The organism is Paeniglutamicibacter sp. ZC-3 (genome assembly GCF_025847175.2).
Taxonomy (GTDB): Bacteria; Actinomycetota; Actinomycetes; order Actinomycetales; family Micrococcaceae; genus Paeniglutamicibacter; species Paeniglutamicibacter sulfureus.
Genome location: NZ_JAOYTG010000005.1, coordinates 95,086 through 109,698, shown reverse-complemented (window position 1 = coordinate 109,698; position 14,613 = coordinate 95,086). Strand labels below are relative to the sequence as shown.

The 14,613-nt window shown below is 66.1% G+C and carries 12 protein-coding genes; 7 read left to right on the top strand and 5 right to left on the bottom strand.

All coding sequences use genetic code 11. The features are described 5' to 3' along the window. Positions 1–29 precede the first annotated feature (29 nt). From OIU93_RS07910 to purB, 4 genes are all read right to left on the bottom strand, one after another. Positions 30–1,538, bottom strand: a complete 1,509-nt coding sequence (locus OIU93_RS07910; RefSeq protein WP_264269546.1) for an FAD-dependent oxidoreductase — start codon at positions 1,536–1,538, stop codon at positions 30–32. Then, positions 1,535–3,703 (bottom strand): molybdopterin oxidoreductase family protein, encoded by a 2,169-nt coding sequence (locus OIU93_RS07905; RefSeq protein ID WP_264269545.1) that lies wholly within the window; start codon positions 3,701–3,703, stop codon positions 1,535–1,537. Before OIU93_RS07905 ends, OIU93_RS07910 begins: the two co-directional genes overlap by 4 nt. Continuing rightward, positions 3,704–5,098 (bottom strand): MFS transporter, encoded by a 1,395-nt coding sequence (locus OIU93_RS07900; protein ID WP_264269544.1) that lies wholly within the window; start codon positions 5,096–5,098, stop codon positions 3,704–3,706. A gap of 269 nt (positions 5,099–5,367) precedes the next feature. After that, the gene (gene purB, locus OIU93_RS07895; RefSeq protein ID WP_264269543.1) at positions 5,368–6,777 is read right to left on the bottom strand and encodes an adenylosuccinate lyase; all 1,410 of its coding nucleotides are present in this window, start codon (positions 6,775–6,777) and stop codon (positions 5,368–5,370) included. Positions 6,778–6,957: 180 nt separating this feature from the next. Here purB and OIU93_RS07890 point away from each other — a divergent pair, with 180 nt between their 5' ends. Further along, positions 6,958–7,278: a hypothetical protein gene (locus OIU93_RS07890; protein ID WP_264269542.1), complete on the top strand. Its 321-nt coding sequence runs from the start codon at positions 6,958–6,960 to the stop codon at positions 7,276–7,278. A 79-nt stretch (positions 7,279–7,357) separates the two neighbouring features. Then, on the top strand, positions 7,358–8,728 hold the full coding sequence (locus OIU93_RS07885) for a hypothetical protein (RefSeq protein ID WP_264269541.1): 1,371 nt from the start codon (positions 7,358–7,360) through the stop codon (positions 8,726–8,728). A 40-nt stretch (positions 8,729–8,768) separates the two neighbouring features. Here the strand turns inward: OIU93_RS07885 and OIU93_RS07880 are convergent, their stop codons facing one another. Continuing rightward, positions 8,769–9,161 carry a phage holin family protein gene (locus OIU93_RS07880; RefSeq protein ID WP_264269540.1) on the bottom strand — a complete coding sequence of 131 codons (393 nt, stop codon included), beginning with the start codon at positions 9,159–9,161 and terminating at the stop codon, positions 8,769–8,771. Positions 9,162–9,279: 118 nt separating this feature from the next. Between OIU93_RS07880 and OIU93_RS07875 the strand changes: the two genes are divergently transcribed. The 5 genes from OIU93_RS07875 (at position 9,280) to OIU93_RS07855 (ending at position 14,370) form a co-directional block, all read left to right on the top strand. Beyond that, on the top strand, positions 9,280–10,401 hold the full coding sequence (locus OIU93_RS07875) for a histidinol-phosphate transaminase (protein WP_264269539.1): 1,122 nt from the start codon (positions 9,280–9,282) through the stop codon (positions 10,399–10,401). A 123-nt stretch (positions 10,402–10,524) separates the two neighbouring features. Beyond that, the gene (gene pdhA, locus OIU93_RS07870; protein ID WP_264269538.1) at positions 10,525–11,673 is read left to right on the top strand and encodes a pyruvate dehydrogenase (acetyl-transferring) E1 component subunit alpha; all 1,149 of its coding nucleotides are present in this window, start codon (positions 10,525–10,527) and stop codon (positions 11,671–11,673) included. Further along, positions 11,670–12,650, top strand: a complete 981-nt coding sequence (locus OIU93_RS07865; RefSeq protein ID WP_264269537.1) for an alpha-ketoacid dehydrogenase subunit beta — start codon at positions 11,670–11,672, stop codon at positions 12,648–12,650. Before pdhA ends, OIU93_RS07865 begins: the two co-directional genes overlap by 4 nt. A gap of 63 nt (positions 12,651–12,713) precedes the next feature. Continuing rightward, complete coding sequence (locus OIU93_RS07860; protein ID WP_264269536.1) at positions 12,714–14,144, top strand: dihydrolipoamide acetyltransferase family protein; 1,431 nt, start codon at positions 12,714–12,716, stop codon at positions 14,142–14,144. Between the two features lie 13 nt (positions 14,145–14,157). Then, on the top strand, positions 14,158–14,370 hold the full coding sequence (locus tag OIU93_RS07855) for a hypothetical protein (protein ID WP_264269535.1): 213 nt from the start codon (positions 14,158–14,160) through the stop codon (positions 14,368–14,370). The last annotated feature ends 243 nt before the right edge of the window (positions 14,371–14,613 follow it).

Sequence of the window (14,613 nt, the reverse complement as noted above, 5' to 3'; positions counted from 1 at the left end):
CGAACGACGACCTCCCCTGCTCGATGTGTCTAAGCCGGGACAGGGACCCGCAACATCGCTTCGATCTTCCCGCGGCACCCGCCGCAGCCCGTGCCTGCCCGGCAAGCGGCACCGACCTCGGCCACCGTGGAGCAACCTTCTTCCACGGCGTGGGCCACCTGCCCATGGGTGGCACCCGAGCAACGGCAAAGCTGGTCATCGGCGCCCGCGGCAACCAGTGAATCGTCAGGGCCCGGGTCATCGAGCCGCAGCAACGAGGATCGATCTTCCGGCAACGTGCTGCCCCGTTCAAAGGCCAGCACCATTTCGGCACCCGTGCGCGGCAACCCGATCGCCAGGAACCCGGTCAGCACGTCTTGCTCCGTGACGAGCTTGAGGTATCGGCCTGCCTTCGGATCGGCAAACACGCTCACCCGCGCCTGGCCCTCGTCCCACGGGCCGGCCATCACGTTTCCGGCAACCACCAGTTCCAGGCCCTGGCCCTTGAGCATCAACACGTTTGAGGCACCGTGCCTCGGTGCAGCAGTCGGTGGATCCAGGGGCCCGCTCGCCGCGTCGGGGGCCGGTGCCCGGTGGGTGAGCAGGAAATCCGCCAACCATGCGGCCTGCGTCCAGCCCGGGGCCAACAACCCGGCGGGGGCGGCTCCCGCCACCTCGGCGCAGTCTCCCAGCGCAAAGACCCGGTTCTCGGTGTCGGCCACCAGATATTCGTTGGTGTGGATGCCCCTGCCGACCTTCAGCCCGCAACCGGCGGCCAGCTCGGTGCGTGCCCGCACCCCGCAAGAGAGCATCAGCGCATCCCCGGCGATCTCGCCATGGTCCTCGGTCGCCAGCGCGGTGAATCCCGAGGAATCCCGGCGCACGGCCGTGGCGCGGACCCCGGAGACGACCTCGACGCCGGCGCTACGCAGGCAGTGGGCCAAAAGCATGCCGCCCTCGGTGTCAACGGCACGGCCCAGCGGGGCGGGACCGTGGTGCACCAGCACCGGACGGTGCCCGGCCTCTGCCATGGCAAGGGCTGCCTCGATGCCCAGGATGCCGCCACCGAGCACCAACACCCGGCCGCCGGACTCCAGCACCCGGTTCAGCGCAGCGGCATCCTCGAGGGTGCGCAGCGCCATGACGCCGGAGGGCAGGTTGGCCTCGGCATGCGGGGCGAAGTCCAGCCCGTTCAGCGTCGGCACCACCGGACGGGCGCCGGTGGCGAACACCAGCCGGTCATAGTCCAACGTTCGTCCCGAGCCCAGGTGCACCCGGCGGCGCGAGCGGTCCACCCGCGTGACGGTTTCCCCCAGATGCAAACCGACGCCCGCCGCCACCAGGCGCAGCGGATCGATCATCGCCAGGTGCTCCGCCGAGGTCGCGCCGCTGGCCATCTCGGCCAAGAGCACGCGGTTGTAGGCGGCATGTTCCTCGGCCGAGACGACATCCACGGTGAACAGACCCGCGGCCAGACCCGGCAGCAGTCCCTCCAGCAACGAGGCCGCGACCGGGCCGAAGCCGATGACCAGGATGCGTTCGCGGATCGTCTCACTCATGATTCATCTCCCAACGGGTGCAGGGACACCGGTGCGTTCTTGAACTCGGGCATGGCGCTGAGAGGATCCACTTGGGAACCGGTGAGCAGGTTGGCGTTCTGGGCCCCGGCAAAGTGGAAGGGCAGGAACACGGTGTCCAGGCGGACCGCTGTGCTCAGCGCCGCCCGGGCCACGACCTCCCCGCGCACATTGCGCACCGCGACGCGTTGGCCTTCGGTGATGCCGTGGGCGCGTGCGGTGCCGGGATGGATTTCCAGCCGGGCCTCGGGTGCCGCCCCCGCCAGTTCGGCGACCCGGCGGGTTTGCGCCCCGGATTGGTAGTGTTCCAGCAACCGCCCGGTGACCAGCGCCAACTGGCCTTCGGCGTGCAGCGCCTCGAGGCGGGCGCGGGGGTGCACCGGGACCAGGAGTGCCTTTCCATCGGGATGGGCAAACCCTTCCAGGAAGAGCCGCGGGGTGCCCGAACGCTGCCCCGGAACCCGGGACACCTCGTGGCCGGCGGGGCAGGGCCAGTAGACGGCCGCCCCCGCGTCAAGGTCGTCCCAGTCAACGCCGGAATAATCGGCCAGCCCGCCGGCCGAAGCAAGGCGCAACTCCTCGAAGACCTCGCGGGCGTCGGCCGAAAACGTTCCGGGGGAATCCAGTCGCTTGGCGAGTTCGGCCATGATCCACAATTCGCCGCGTGCGCCTTCCGGTGCGCGAAGCGCCGCTCGGCGACGCAGGACCCGACCCTCGAGATTGGTCACGGTGCCCTCTTCCTCGGCCCACTGCAGCACCGGCAGAACGAGGTCCGCCTCCGCTGCGGTCTCGGAGAGGAAGAAGTCGCAGACCACCAGGAAGTCCAGGCGGCGCAGGGCCTCCAGGACCTTGGAGGCATCGGGGGAGGAGATGACGGGGTTGGAGGCGTGGACCATGAGCATGCGGGATCCGGATTCGGTGCCCAAGGTGTGCAAAAGCTCGGTGGCCGGGATGCCGGGACCGGGAAGGGTTTCGGGGGCCACGCCCCATACCCTGGCCACATGTTTGCGGTGGGCGGGATCGGTGATCTTGCGGTAGCCGGGAAGCTGGTCGGACTTCTGCCCGTGCTCGCGCCCGCCCTGGCCATTGCCCTGGCCGGTGATGGTGCCAAAACCCCCGGCCAGGGTGCCGGGCAGGCCCAGCAACAGGGCGAGGTTGATGGCGGCGGTGGTGGTGTCGGTGCCGTTGGCGTGCTGTTCGACCCCGCGCCCGGTCAGGATGTAGACGCCACCGCCGCCGGTCTTGGCGGCCATGGCCGCGGCGGCCAGGGCGCGGGCGGTGCGCCGGATCTCCGCGGCGGGAACGCCGGTGATGGTGGCGACGCGTTCGGGCCACCAGGCGCCGACCGAGGCCCGCAGTCCCGCCAGCCCTTTGGTGCGCGTGGCAAGGTAGTGGTCGTCGACCAGGGATTCGGCCAGCAGCACGTGCGCCAGGCCCAGCAGCAGCTGCAGGTCGGTGCCGGGAGTGGGCTGCAGGTGCCAGCCGGATCCGCCCACACACAGTTCGGCGGTGGCGGACCTGCGCGGGTCGACCACGATGAGTCCGCCGGAGGCGCGCGCGTTTTCCAGGTGCCGGACAAACGGCGGCATGGTCTCGGCGACGTTCGAGCCCAGCATCAGGATCATCGAGGCGGCATCAAGGTCCGTCAGCGGGAAGGGCAGGCCACGGTCCAGGCCGAAGGCCCGGTTTCCCGCCGCAGCCGCGGAGGACATGCAGAAGCGCCCGTTGTAGTCGATGCGCGAGGTGCCAAGGGCGAGGCGGGCGAACTTCCCGAGCTGGTAGGCCTTTTCGTTGGTCAGCCCGCCGGCACCGAAGACCGCCACCGCGTCGGCCCCGTGTTCCTTGCGGATGGATGCCGCGCGGGAGGCCAGCAGGTCAAGTGCCTCATCCCAGCCCACCGGGTCGAAGCCGCCGTCGGGTCGGCGGAGCAGCGGACTGCCCAGCCGTTCGGGGTGGTTGAGCAGGTTGGCCGCGCTGTATCCCTTGCGGCACAGCGCCCCGGCATTGGTCTCGAAGTCACGCCCGGTCAGCAACACCGGTTCCCGCGCACCGGCACCCGGGCTGGGGTCCAGGCTGATGCCGCATTGCAGGGCGCAGTACGGGCAGTGCGTGGGCGTGGTTTTGGGGTCTGGGGCGGTGATCGTCATTTAGATGCTCCGACCGGCAAAGGCCGTGCCGCGGCGGATGTAGCAGAACCAGACCAGGAACATCAGGGCCGCGTACAGCGCCACGAAGAGCACAAAGGCCGCCGTGTAGGAGCCGCTGCGGGACAGGGACAGTCCCAGGGCCTGCGGAATCATGAAGCCGCCGTAGGCGCCGATGGCAGAGATCAATCCGAGGGCCGCGGCACCCTTGCGTGCCGCAGAGACGTTGCCGGTGTTGTTTTCCGCGCGCAGGGCGAAAACGACGGGGATCATCCGGTAGGTCGAGCCGTTGCCGATGCCGCTGGCGGCAAAGAGCACCAGGAACAGGGCCAGGAACGCCCAGAAGTTGGCCGCCGGCAGGATCAGCACCACACCCAGAGTCACCAGGCCCATGACCGCCAGGGCGCACAGGGTGATGCGCGCCCCGCCGATCTTGTCGGCGAGCTTGCCGCCGGCCGGCCTGGCCAGGGACCCCACCAGCGGTCCGAGGAACGCCAGGGAGAGTGCGGCGGTGCCCAGGGTGAAGGATGAATATTGCGGGAAGGTGTCGTGGATCAGCTTGGGGAAGACGGCCGAGAACCCGATGAAGGAGCCGAAGGTTCCGATGTAGAGAGCGGCAATGATCCACAGGTGCGGTTCGCGCAGGCAGGCCAGTGCGCCTCGTACGTCCGAGCGGGCGGTGCTCAGGTTGTGCATGTTGCGCTTGGCGCCGTAGGCGGCCAGAAGGATCAGCGGGATCCAGATCAGCCCCGCCAGCGGCAATTGCAGGGAACCGGCGGCGAAAATGGTGATGGCGATGGGGACGAGCAGTTGGGCCACTGCAGCACCCAGGTTGCCTCCGGCGGCGTTCAGTCCCAGCGCCCAGCCCTTCTGCGAGGCAGGGAAGAAATAGGTGATGTTGGCCATCGAGGAGGCGAAGTTGCCGCCGCCGAATCCTGCCAGACCGGCCAGCGTCAGCAACAACCAGAAGGGGGTCGCTGGGTTTGAGACTGCCAGGGCCAGTCCGCCGGCCGGAATCAGCAGCAACAGGGCCGAGACAATCGTCCAGTTTCGCCCACCGAAGCGGGCGACCATGAAGGTGTAGGGGATCCGCAGCGTGGCACCGACCAGGCTGGGCATGGAGATCAACCAGAAGAGCTGGGTGGTGCTCAGCTGGAAGCCGGCGGCCGGAAGGTAGACCGCGACCACCGCAAAGAGCTGCCAGACGACGAACCCCAGGAATTCGGCGAAGATCGACCAGCGAAGATTGGTATTGGCGGTGGTGCGACCGATGCCTTCCCAAAATCCCGGGTCTTCGGCATCCCAATTGTGTACCCAGCGCCCCGGACCCATCTCGAGACGGGCCTGCGTTGTCGGCGTGCCGGTGCGATGTTGTTCCTGCTCTAGCTGTGCGCTCAAGACGTATCGTCCCCTCGTGCCTGGTGGTTGATGCCTTCAAGCATTGCCGAGGGAAGTTTCACCTGGACGCACGTGTTGTTGCGGGAAGCGAACATGTAGATCACCGAGGTGCCCGGGAGGGGGAGGAAAAGGAAACCTGGCCGAAACATCGTCCCTGCCGCCTGCCAGATGTCTCGTTAAAAAAGGCCGTGGCCTGCCCGGATCCAAAAGGATCCCGACAGGCCACAGCCTTGAGGTGCCAGGCGGCACCCCCAGAAAAATAGGTGCGGCTACTTCTTCAGGTGGTCAACCAGCTTCGAGGCGATGCCGTTGTAGGACCCCGGGGTCAGCTCCAGCAGGCGTGCCTCGGCCTCGGTGGACAGGCCCAGTGAGGAGACGAACTCCTGCATGCGGGCCGCGTCGACGCGCTGGCCGCGGGTCAGGTCCTTGAGGCGCTCGTACGGGTTTTCCATGCCTTCGACCCCGGCGATGGCCTCGGCGCGCATGACCATCTGGATGGCCTCGCCGAGCACCTCCCAGTTGTGCTCCAGGTCGTTGGCCAGCACGGCCTCGGCAACGTCCAGGCGGTCAAGGCCCTTGGCGACGTTGGAGATCGCCAGCAGCGAGTGGCCGAAGGCGGTACCGATGTTGCGCTGCGAGGAGGAGTCGGTGAGGTCGCGCTGCCAGCGGCTGGTCACCAGGGTGGCGCCCAGTGTGTCGAGCAGGCCGTTGGAGATCTCCAGGTTCGCCTCGGCGTTTTCGAAGCGGATCGGGTTGACCTTGTGCGGCATGGTCGAGGAGCCGGTGGCGCCTGCAACGGGGATCTGCGCGAAGTAGCCGATGGAGATGTAGCTCCACACGTCGGTGCACAGGTTGTGCAGGATCCTGTTGAAGCGTGCCATGTCGGCGTAGAGCTCGGCCTGCCAGTCGTGGGACTCGATCTGGGTGGTCAGCGGGTTCCAGGTCAGGCCCAGGCCCTCGACGAAGGAGCGCGAGACTTCCTGCCAGTCGGCGGAGGGTACCGAGGCGTAGTGGGCGGCGTAGGTGCCGGTGGCACCGTTGATCTTGCCCAGGAACTCGGTCTTCTCGATGCGGTCCAGCTGGCGGGTCAGGCGCCAGGCCAGCACGGCCAGTTCCTTGCCCAGGGTGGTCGGGGTGGCCGGCTGTCCGTGGGTGCGCGAGAGCATCGGAACGTCGCGGGATTCTTCTGCCATGTCGGTGATCTGTGCGACCAAGGTGCGGGCAGCGGGCAGCCAGACGTTCAGGACGGCGTCCTTGACGCCCAGGGCGTAGGAGAGGTTGTTGATGTCCTCGGAGGTGCAGCCGAAGTGGACCAGTGCGGTGAGGTCCTCGATCCCGATGTTCCCCAGGCGGCGGCCAATGTAGTACTCCACTGCCTTCACGTCGTGCACCGTGACGGCTTCGATCTCGGCCAGCTCGGCCACGGAGGCGGCGTTGAAGTCGGTGACGATCTTGCGCAGCGCCGTGCGCTGGGCCTCGGTGAGCGGGGAGGTGCCCGGCAGCACGGAGTTGTCGGTCAAGTGGATCAGCCACTCGACTTCCACGTGGACGCGGTCGCGGTTCAGCGCCGCTTCGGAGAGGTGGTCGACCAGTGGGGCCACGGCGGCACGGTAACGACCGTCCAGGGCACCTAGGGCGAGGGGTTCGGATGCAAGTGAAATGCGCGCGGAATCAGCCATGATGCCCATTCTTTCACGATTCAACCCTGCGATGCCCAGCGCGTGACGCCGCCCACTTCACGGTTATCCACACGTCGTCGTCTCCAGCGCGCCGCCGGGGCCGGCTGCAGTCACTGTTGGGTCCAGGACAACGACACCGGGAAACCGGTCCGGATATGGAAAGGATGCGGTGAAAAGACCATGTTGGAGGCCATTGCCGACGAAATGCTCATGCGGGTGGTTGCCGCCCAAGCCGCTGTGTACCGGGCCCGCGAACAACTTGAACAGGTGCAGACCCTGCAATGGGAATCCCCGGCCGGAAGGGCGTTCCGTGACCGGGCTGCGGAACTAGCCGGCAATGTCGCGGACCTGGACACCAGGTTGGAAGCGGCCCGCGGGGAAATCTGGGCCGCTCGCGCCGACTTGGCCGAGCTCGAGTCGACCATCCTGGCCACCACGGGAACTTTGGGGCCCATCCTCACGCCCGGTGCCGTGCCGCGCGGGTTGTTCGGTGGGTTGTAAGGCGCGAAAGGGGAGCAAGACGGATATGGGATACGAAGTGCACGGGGGACTGGGCTCTATCCGGTTTTCCATCACCGAAATGGAACGAACCACCTCGATGCTCACGGGCGCCGGTGCGGACCTGTTGGAAGCGACATCCTTCTTGGCCAGGTCCCCGCAGATCCCGGCAAGCATGCTGGCGCTGGGAACGGTGTTGCTGCGTGCGCGCGTGCTTGGCGCCGTGGCAGCGGTGGCCGAGGCTGCCGGGGCATGCACGGCACGAGCCGCGGAGACGGGAGTGCTGGCGTTGAAGGTCTCTACAGCGCGCATCACCTACGAGCAGGCCGAATCCGCGGTGCAACGCAAAGTGAACGAAGCGCGCGGGAGCCAATTGCCGCTGACCATCATGTGGGACCTGGCCAGCAACAAAGGCCGGCCGCGCACGCAAACAACAGAAGACATCATCAACCAGCTGCCGAACGCCCCCGGCCTGCCCTTTGGGTTTCTGCGCGACACCGAGCACGGTGGCCTGTTTGATTCCTCGGTGACCGACCGTCTCTACCCGCAACTCACCGACTTCCTGAGCGACCAGAACCTCGTGCACCTGCGGCCGATCGAGGTGGTCGGACATGGCCCGGATCAGGTTGTGGAATTCGACGGGAGCATCGAATCCCTGGTGGACTTGCAGAAGGTGGCGGAACGCGAACCTCCGGGCAGCCTTCTCATTACCCAGGTCGAAGCCCTCGAAGGCAGTGTCTACGTGTTGACGATTCCCGGGACCCAATCCGATCCGCCCCTGGACCGCCAAGGGAACGTCCGCCGGGTCGAGGGCGCGGAGCCCGGACAAGATCCGGGAAACCCCTGGGACGGGGTTGGCATCATCGAGGGCATGGGCAATGATTCGAAGAATCTTGTCCCCGCCGTTGAGGACGCTTTGAGACAGTCCGGAGCACGCAACGGGGACCGCGTGGTGGTGACCGGATATAGCCAAGGAGGGATCCACGCCGTCAACATCGTGAATAACGAACATCTCGGAAAGCTCTTTGACTTCCAGCATCTTTCAACGTTCGGCGCCCCGACGGGGCGGACCCCGGTTCCGAGTGACACCCATGCCCTGCATCTGGAAGACAAATACGACCTGGTTCCCGGTACCGACGGGACCACGAACCCTGATGAGCGCAACCGCCTGACGGTTGTCTTCGACGGTCCTGACCGGGCAAGGAACCTGGGAAACGACGGATTCGGCGAGGCCCACAAGCTGGAGAACTACAACTCGCATGCCAAGGAGCTGCGTGGTGCCACCGATCCCGGAGTCGTTGAATCGCTTGGATTGTTGGGTGCTCTTTTTGGCCGGTCCAGGCAGGGAAAGGTCCGATCGTACCAATTGGCCCGCCAACCCAAACCCAGGATCAAGGTGCCCGCGAAGGACGGGAAGCACGGCCGCCTGAACAGGATTGCTCCGTCGCGCTAGGGCGCGAACCGCTCGCCGGGTCTGGCTTCGGGCGGGGACGCTACCGTTTGGCCGGAGCGATCCAACCCATCACGGCGGAGATGATGGAAACAATCAGGGCGCCGATGATGGCGTCCCAGAAGAACTGGTCAACGTGCAGCCCGAAGGGCAAGTATTGAGTCAACCACGAGGTCAGCATCAGCATGCCGGCGTTGATGACCAAGGTGAAGAGACCCAGGGTCAAGCAGGTGATGGGCAACGACAACAAACTCACGATGGGCCGGACCACCGCGTTGACCAGCCCGAAGACCAGGCCCACCACCAAATAGGCCAAGACCAGGCCAACGGTTTTGTCCGAGGACGGTGCAGCAGTGACAGTGATGCCAGGCAGGACCCACGCGGCGGCCGCAAGGGCCAGCGCGTTGATCACCACCCGGAGGATGAACGCAATCATGGACCCATACTGGCATACCTTTCTGCGTTCCGGCCGCGTGGGCCAGCCGATTCCCGGAGAGAGATTGCCAATGCAACACATGGGGTACGCCGCGAAGGCAAGGGCTAAGCTTTGGGTCATGACCACCGAAAACCCAGCGCCTCGCGACCCGGTCCAGCCCCGCACCGTCATCGGCCGGATGCCGAAGTATGTTGCGGGCAAGCCGCCTCGCGAAATACCTGGCCTGAACGCCTACAAGCTTTCTTCGAATGAAACCCCCCTGCCGCCGATCCCGGAGGTCATGGAAGCGATTCGCGCCCAGCTCGACATTAACCGCTACCCGGATCCAATGTCGACGAAGCTTCGCACCGCGCTGGCCGCGTTCCTTTCGGTCCCTGTCGATGACATCGTCACCGGTGCCGGTTCGCTCGGTGCGCTGACCCAGATCCTGGCCACCTTTGCCGGCCAGGACGATGACGGTGTCCAGGACGAAGTGATCTTTGCCTGGCGATCCTTCGAGGCTTACCCGATCGTGGTCGAAACCGCAGGGGCGCTGCCCGTGCAGATTCCCCTGCTGGCCGATGGACGCCACGACCTGGACGCCATGGCGGCGGCGGTCAACGAACGCACTTCGGTGATCCTGCTGTGCACCCCGAACAATCCCACCGGTCCGGCGTTGTTGCGAGACCAGGTCGAGGCCTTTATCGCCAAGGTTCCCTCCAACGTGCTGATCGTCATTGACGAGGCCTACCAGGAATTCGTGCGGGACACGCAGGCCGTGAACGGGATCGACACCTACCGCAGCCACCCGAACGTGATGGTGCTTCGGACCTTCTCCAAGGCGCACGGGCTGGCGAACCTCCGCGTGGGGTACTCGGTCTCACACCCGGAGGTTACCCAACACATTCGAGTCGCCGCGACGATGTTCGCCGTCTCGTCCGTGGCCGAGGATGCTGCCGTGGCCTCCCTGGCCCACTATGACAAGGTTGTGGAAAGGGTACAAAGGATCGTTGACGAACGTACCCGCGTGGTTGCCGGTCTCGAGGAACTCGGATGGAAGATTCCGGCTGCCGAGGGCAACTTCGTGTGGTTGCCGCTGGGCGCCAATACCGCCGAATTCGTTGAGCTGGCTTCGGAGCAAGCACTGGCCGTGCGTGGGTTCGCCGGCGAAGGCGTGAGGGTGAGCATTGGCGAGGAAGAGGCCAACACCCGCTTCCTTGAGCTTTGTCGGAACTATCCAAAAGGCTCGACGCTTTCCTAGGGGCGGATAAGTCGTGATTTGCGGCGTTTCACCGCTAGGCTAGAACAGACAAAACCGCTATATGCCCCATGCGGAATCTATTCCGCGCGGGGCATATTTCATGTACGTAAGGACGCCCTCGGTATGACCAACACCGTGCACGAGCCCTCGGAGCAGGCGCTGATCCAGCTACTTACCCCTGAAGGGGAACGTCGCTCGCACGCCGAGTACGACAGCTACATCCAGGACGTCGACGCGGAAATGTTGCGAGGGTTCTTCCGCGACATGGCGCTTACGCGCCGCTTTGACCAGGAAGCCACCGCGCTGCAGCGCCAAGGCCAGCTGGCCCTGTGGGTTCCGCTGCGAGGCCAGGAAGCGGCGCAGATCGGTTCGGGTCGGGCGACCCGGCCCAACGACTACATCTTCCCGACCTACCGCGAACACGGCGTGGCACTGACCCGCAACGTCGATTTCCCCCAGATGCTGCGGATCTTCCGAGGCATTTCCAATGGCGGGTGGGACCCCCGGGAAAACAACTTCCACATGTACACCATGGTGCTCGCGGCCCAGATGCCGCACGCCACCGGGTACGCCATGGGCGTGCAGCGCGACCAGGCCGGCTGGGACGCCGAACGCCTTGAAAAAGACGGCACCGCCGTGGTCGCCTACTTCGGGGACGGGTCCTCCACCGAGGGCGAGGTCCACGAATCCATGGTCTTTGCTGCCAGCTTCAACTCCCCGGTGGTCTTCTTCTGCCAGAACAACCAGTGGGCCATCTCGGTTCCGTTCCACGTGCAGTCCAAGGTGCCCCTGGCCGAGCGTGCCGCCGGCTACGGTTTCCCCGGGATCCGCGTCGACGGCAACGACGTGCTCGCGGTGTTGGCTGTGACCCGTTGGGCCCTGGAACGAGCCCGCCGCGGCGAGGGACCGGTCCTGATTGAGGCAGTCACCTACCGCATGAGCGCACACACCACGGCCGATGATCCGACCAAGTACAGGATGAGTGCCGACGAGGAAGCCTGGGTCGCACGCGACCCGCTGCTGCGCCTGGAAAAGCACCTGAAGGACAACGACCTGGCCGACGAGGTCTTCTTCAAGCAGGTCGCCGTTGACGGAGACGAGATGGCGACCCGGGTCCGCGAGGAAGCCATGGCGTTCCCCGATCCGTCACTCGCCCAGTCCTTCGCAAATGTCTACGCCGAGGCGCACCCGCTGATCCAGGAGGAGCTCAAGTGGCACCTGGAATACGAGGCCGGATTCGCCGACACCACCGAGGAAGGGGCCACCCGATGAGCACCACCACGATGACCCTGGCCAAGGCCATCACCGCCGGGCTCGATGCGGTCCTGGCCAACGACCCCAAGTCCCTGCTCATCGGCGAGGACATCGGGCGCCTGGGCGGGGTCTACCGCGTCACCGACGGGCTGATCGACACCTACGGACCGGACCGCGTGATCGACTCGCCGCTGGGCGAGGCCGGAATCGTGGGCACCAGCATCGGCATGGCCATCCGCGGCTACTCGCCGATCGCCGAGATCCAGTTCGATGGCTTCGTCTTCCCTGCCTTCAACCAGATCACCACCCAGCTGGCCAAGATGCGCGCCCGCTCCGAGGGCCGCTTCGGTGCCCCGGTGGTCATCCGCATTCCCTACGGCGGCGGCATCGGCTCCATCGAGCACCACTCCGAATCCCCGGAGGCACTTTTCGCGCACACCGCGGGCCTGCGCATCATGGCCCCGTCCAATGCGCACGACGCCTACTGGATGATCCAGCAGGCTGCAGCCTGCCAGGACCCGGTGATCTTCTTCGAACCCAAGCGCCGCTACTGGCTCAAGGGCGAGGTCGACACGGCCAACCCGGCTGCCGACGCCTTCAAGGCCCAGGTCATCCGCCCCGGCGAGGACGCCACCATCGTCACCTACGGCCCGCTGGTGCCCGTCGCCCTGGCGGCGGCCGAGGCGGCGCGCGAGGACGGGCGCAGCGTGGAGGTCATCGACCTGCGCTCGGTCTCCCCGATCGACTTCGACACCATCACCGAATCCGTGGAAAAGACCGGCCGGCTCATCGTGACCCACGAGGCCCCGACCTTTGGCGGCATCGGCGGGGAAATCGCTGCCCGCGTGGGGGAGCGCGCCTTCCTCTCGCTGGAGGCCCCGGTCATCCGCGTGGGCGGATTCCACATGCCCTACCCGGTGGCCAAGGTCGAGGAACAATACCTGCCCGACATCGACAAGGTCCTCGAAGCACTCGATCGGTCCTTCGCCTACTAACTGAGTGGTGCGCACGAGCGCCACCGCACCGCTGCAGCATTGTTTCTTAAAAGGAGTCAGACGATGAGCACCTTCAACCTTCCCGATGTCGGCGAAGGCCTCACCGAGGCCGAAATCGTCGGTTGGAAAGTCAAGCCCGGGGACACCGTGGTGGTCAACCAGGTCTTCGTGGAAATCGAGACAGCCAAGTCCCTGGTCGAGCTGCCCAGCCCCTACGCCGGAGTGGTCAAGGAACTGCATGCGGCCGAGGGCGAGACCCTGGCCGTTGGCTCGCCGCTGTTTAGCGTTGACGAGGTCGGTTCCCGGCCAGCCCCGCTGGCCAATGTGCCTGACGTGGCCGACATTGCCGAGGCCGACACCCCGGTCGCCAGCGAAGAACCCGGCCCGCTGGTCGGTTCGGGCCCCAAGGCCGATGCCGTCAAGCGCCGTGCCCGCACCAGCCGCCCGGGAACGAACAAGCCCGCCAAGGGCGCAGGTGCCCAGGGGGCCGCCCCGGTGATCCCGGCAGCGCTTGCCGACACGATTTCCCGGCGCGCCGCAGAAATCGGCCAGGCTTCCACCCGACTGACCGCGGCAGCCAAGCCCGCCGTGGCAGCATTCGTCGACCGTGTCCTGGCCAAGCCGCCGGTGCGCAAGGTCGCCAAGGAACTCGGCGTGGACCTGACCGAGGTCACCGGCACCGGTGGCCGGGGCGAAATCACCCGCGATGACGTGCTCTCCTACAAGGCCCAGCGCGAGGCCGAACGCGACGCCGCACCGATGTTCTGGTCGGCTAAGGGCCAGGAAGAGGATGGACGCCTCATCCGAACCCCGGTGCGCGGCATTCGCAAGGCCACCGCCAAGGCCATGGTCGAATCGGCCTTCACCGCCCCCCATGTGTCGATCTTCGTGGACGTGGATGCCTCGCGCACCATGGAATACGTGGCCCGGCTGAAGAAGAGCCGCGACTTCGAGGGCATCAAGGTCTCTCCGCTGCTGGTGCTGGCCAAGGCCGTCATCTGGGCGGCCGCACGCAACCCCTCCGTCAACGCCTCCTGGGTCGAGACCGAGAACGGGGCGGAGATCCAGGTCAAGCACTTCATGAACCTGGGCATCGCCGCAGCCACCCCGCGCGGCCTGCTGGTCCCCAACATCAAGGAAGCGCAGGATCTCTCCATGCGCGAACTGGCGATTGCGCTCAACGACCTGGCTGCTACCGCCCGGGCCGGCAAGACCTCGCCTGCGGACATGACCGGCGGCACGCTGACGGTGACCAACATCGGCGTGCTGGGAATCGACACCGGCACCCCGATCATCAACCCCGGCGAAGTCGCAATCCTCGCCTTTGGCACCATTCGGCAGAAGCCGTGGGTTGTCGATGGCCAGGTGGTCCCGCGTTGGATCACCACCCTGGGCGGCTCCTTCGACCACCGCGTGGTTGACGGGGACCTGTCGGCGCGCTTCATGGCCGACGTGGCTGCCATCATGCAGGAGCCCGCGCTGCTGCTGGACTGATCGTTATCCTTTCGTGTCGCCCTCGCGTGGCCAAGACCCCTTCCTGCCTGTCTTCCACTCGCGGGCCGAGGCAGCGATCTGGATCCAAACCACGCCGGAGTTCACGGAAGCCGGCGGCATGGACAAGGACCACGTCACGTTGGGCAATGCCAGGCAGTTCATGGACAGTGAGCGCTACCGGACGATGAAGCAGGTCATGCTTTCGGTCCGGGCGAGATCCTTCTGAGTCCTGTCCCCACTCTCACTTCCCGTCCGTGATCGTTGGGATTATGGGCGGGAAGCCCCTGTTGTGTCGGCGCAGTTCACTGCCGATGTCGCCTCGATTATGCAGGATCCCGCACTGCTGATTAACTGACATGCGTGTTGGTACTTCCGGGAAAAGTGGCCGGATGCCGGTGCAACGCGCAGTGCGCGCATCGCACCGGGCATTTTCAGGCCTTTGCAAGCGCGTATCGGATGGGGCACAGTG

Coding starts and splice junctions, on each gene's coding strand:
- OIU93_RS07910 (WP_264269546.1), bottom strand. CDS start 1,538: ATGAGTGAGACGATCCGCGAACGCATCCTGGTCATCGGCTTCGGCCCG.
- OIU93_RS07890 (WP_264269542.1), top strand. CDS start 6,958: ATGTTGGAGGCCATTGCCGACGAAATGCTCATGCGGGTGGTTGCCGCC.
- OIU93_RS07865 (WP_264269537.1), top strand. CDS start 11,670: ATGAGCACCACCACGATGACCCTGGCCAAGGCCATCACCGCCGGGCTC.
- OIU93_RS07875 (WP_264269539.1), top strand. CDS start 9,280: ATGACCACCGAAAACCCAGCGCCTCGCGACCCGGTCCAGCCCCGCACC.
- OIU93_RS07880 (WP_264269540.1), bottom strand. CDS start 9,161: ATGATTGCGTTCATCCTCCGGGTGGTGATCAACGCGCTGGCCCTTGCG.
- pdhA (WP_264269538.1), top strand. CDS start 10,525: ATGACCAACACCGTGCACGAGCCCTCGGAGCAGGCGCTGATCCAGCTA.
- OIU93_RS07905 (WP_264269545.1), bottom strand. CDS start 3,703: ATGACGATCACCGCCCCAGACCCCAAAACCACGCCCACGCACTGCCCG.
- OIU93_RS07860 (WP_264269536.1), top strand. CDS start 12,714: ATGAGCACCTTCAACCTTCCCGATGTCGGCGAAGGCCTCACCGAGGCC.
- purB (WP_264269543.1), bottom strand. CDS start 6,777: ATGGCTGATTCCGCGCGCATTTCACTTGCATCCGAACCCCTCGCCCTA.
- OIU93_RS07885 (WP_264269541.1), top strand. CDS start 7,358: ATGGAACGAACCACCTCGATGCTCACGGGCGCCGGTGCGGACCTGTTG.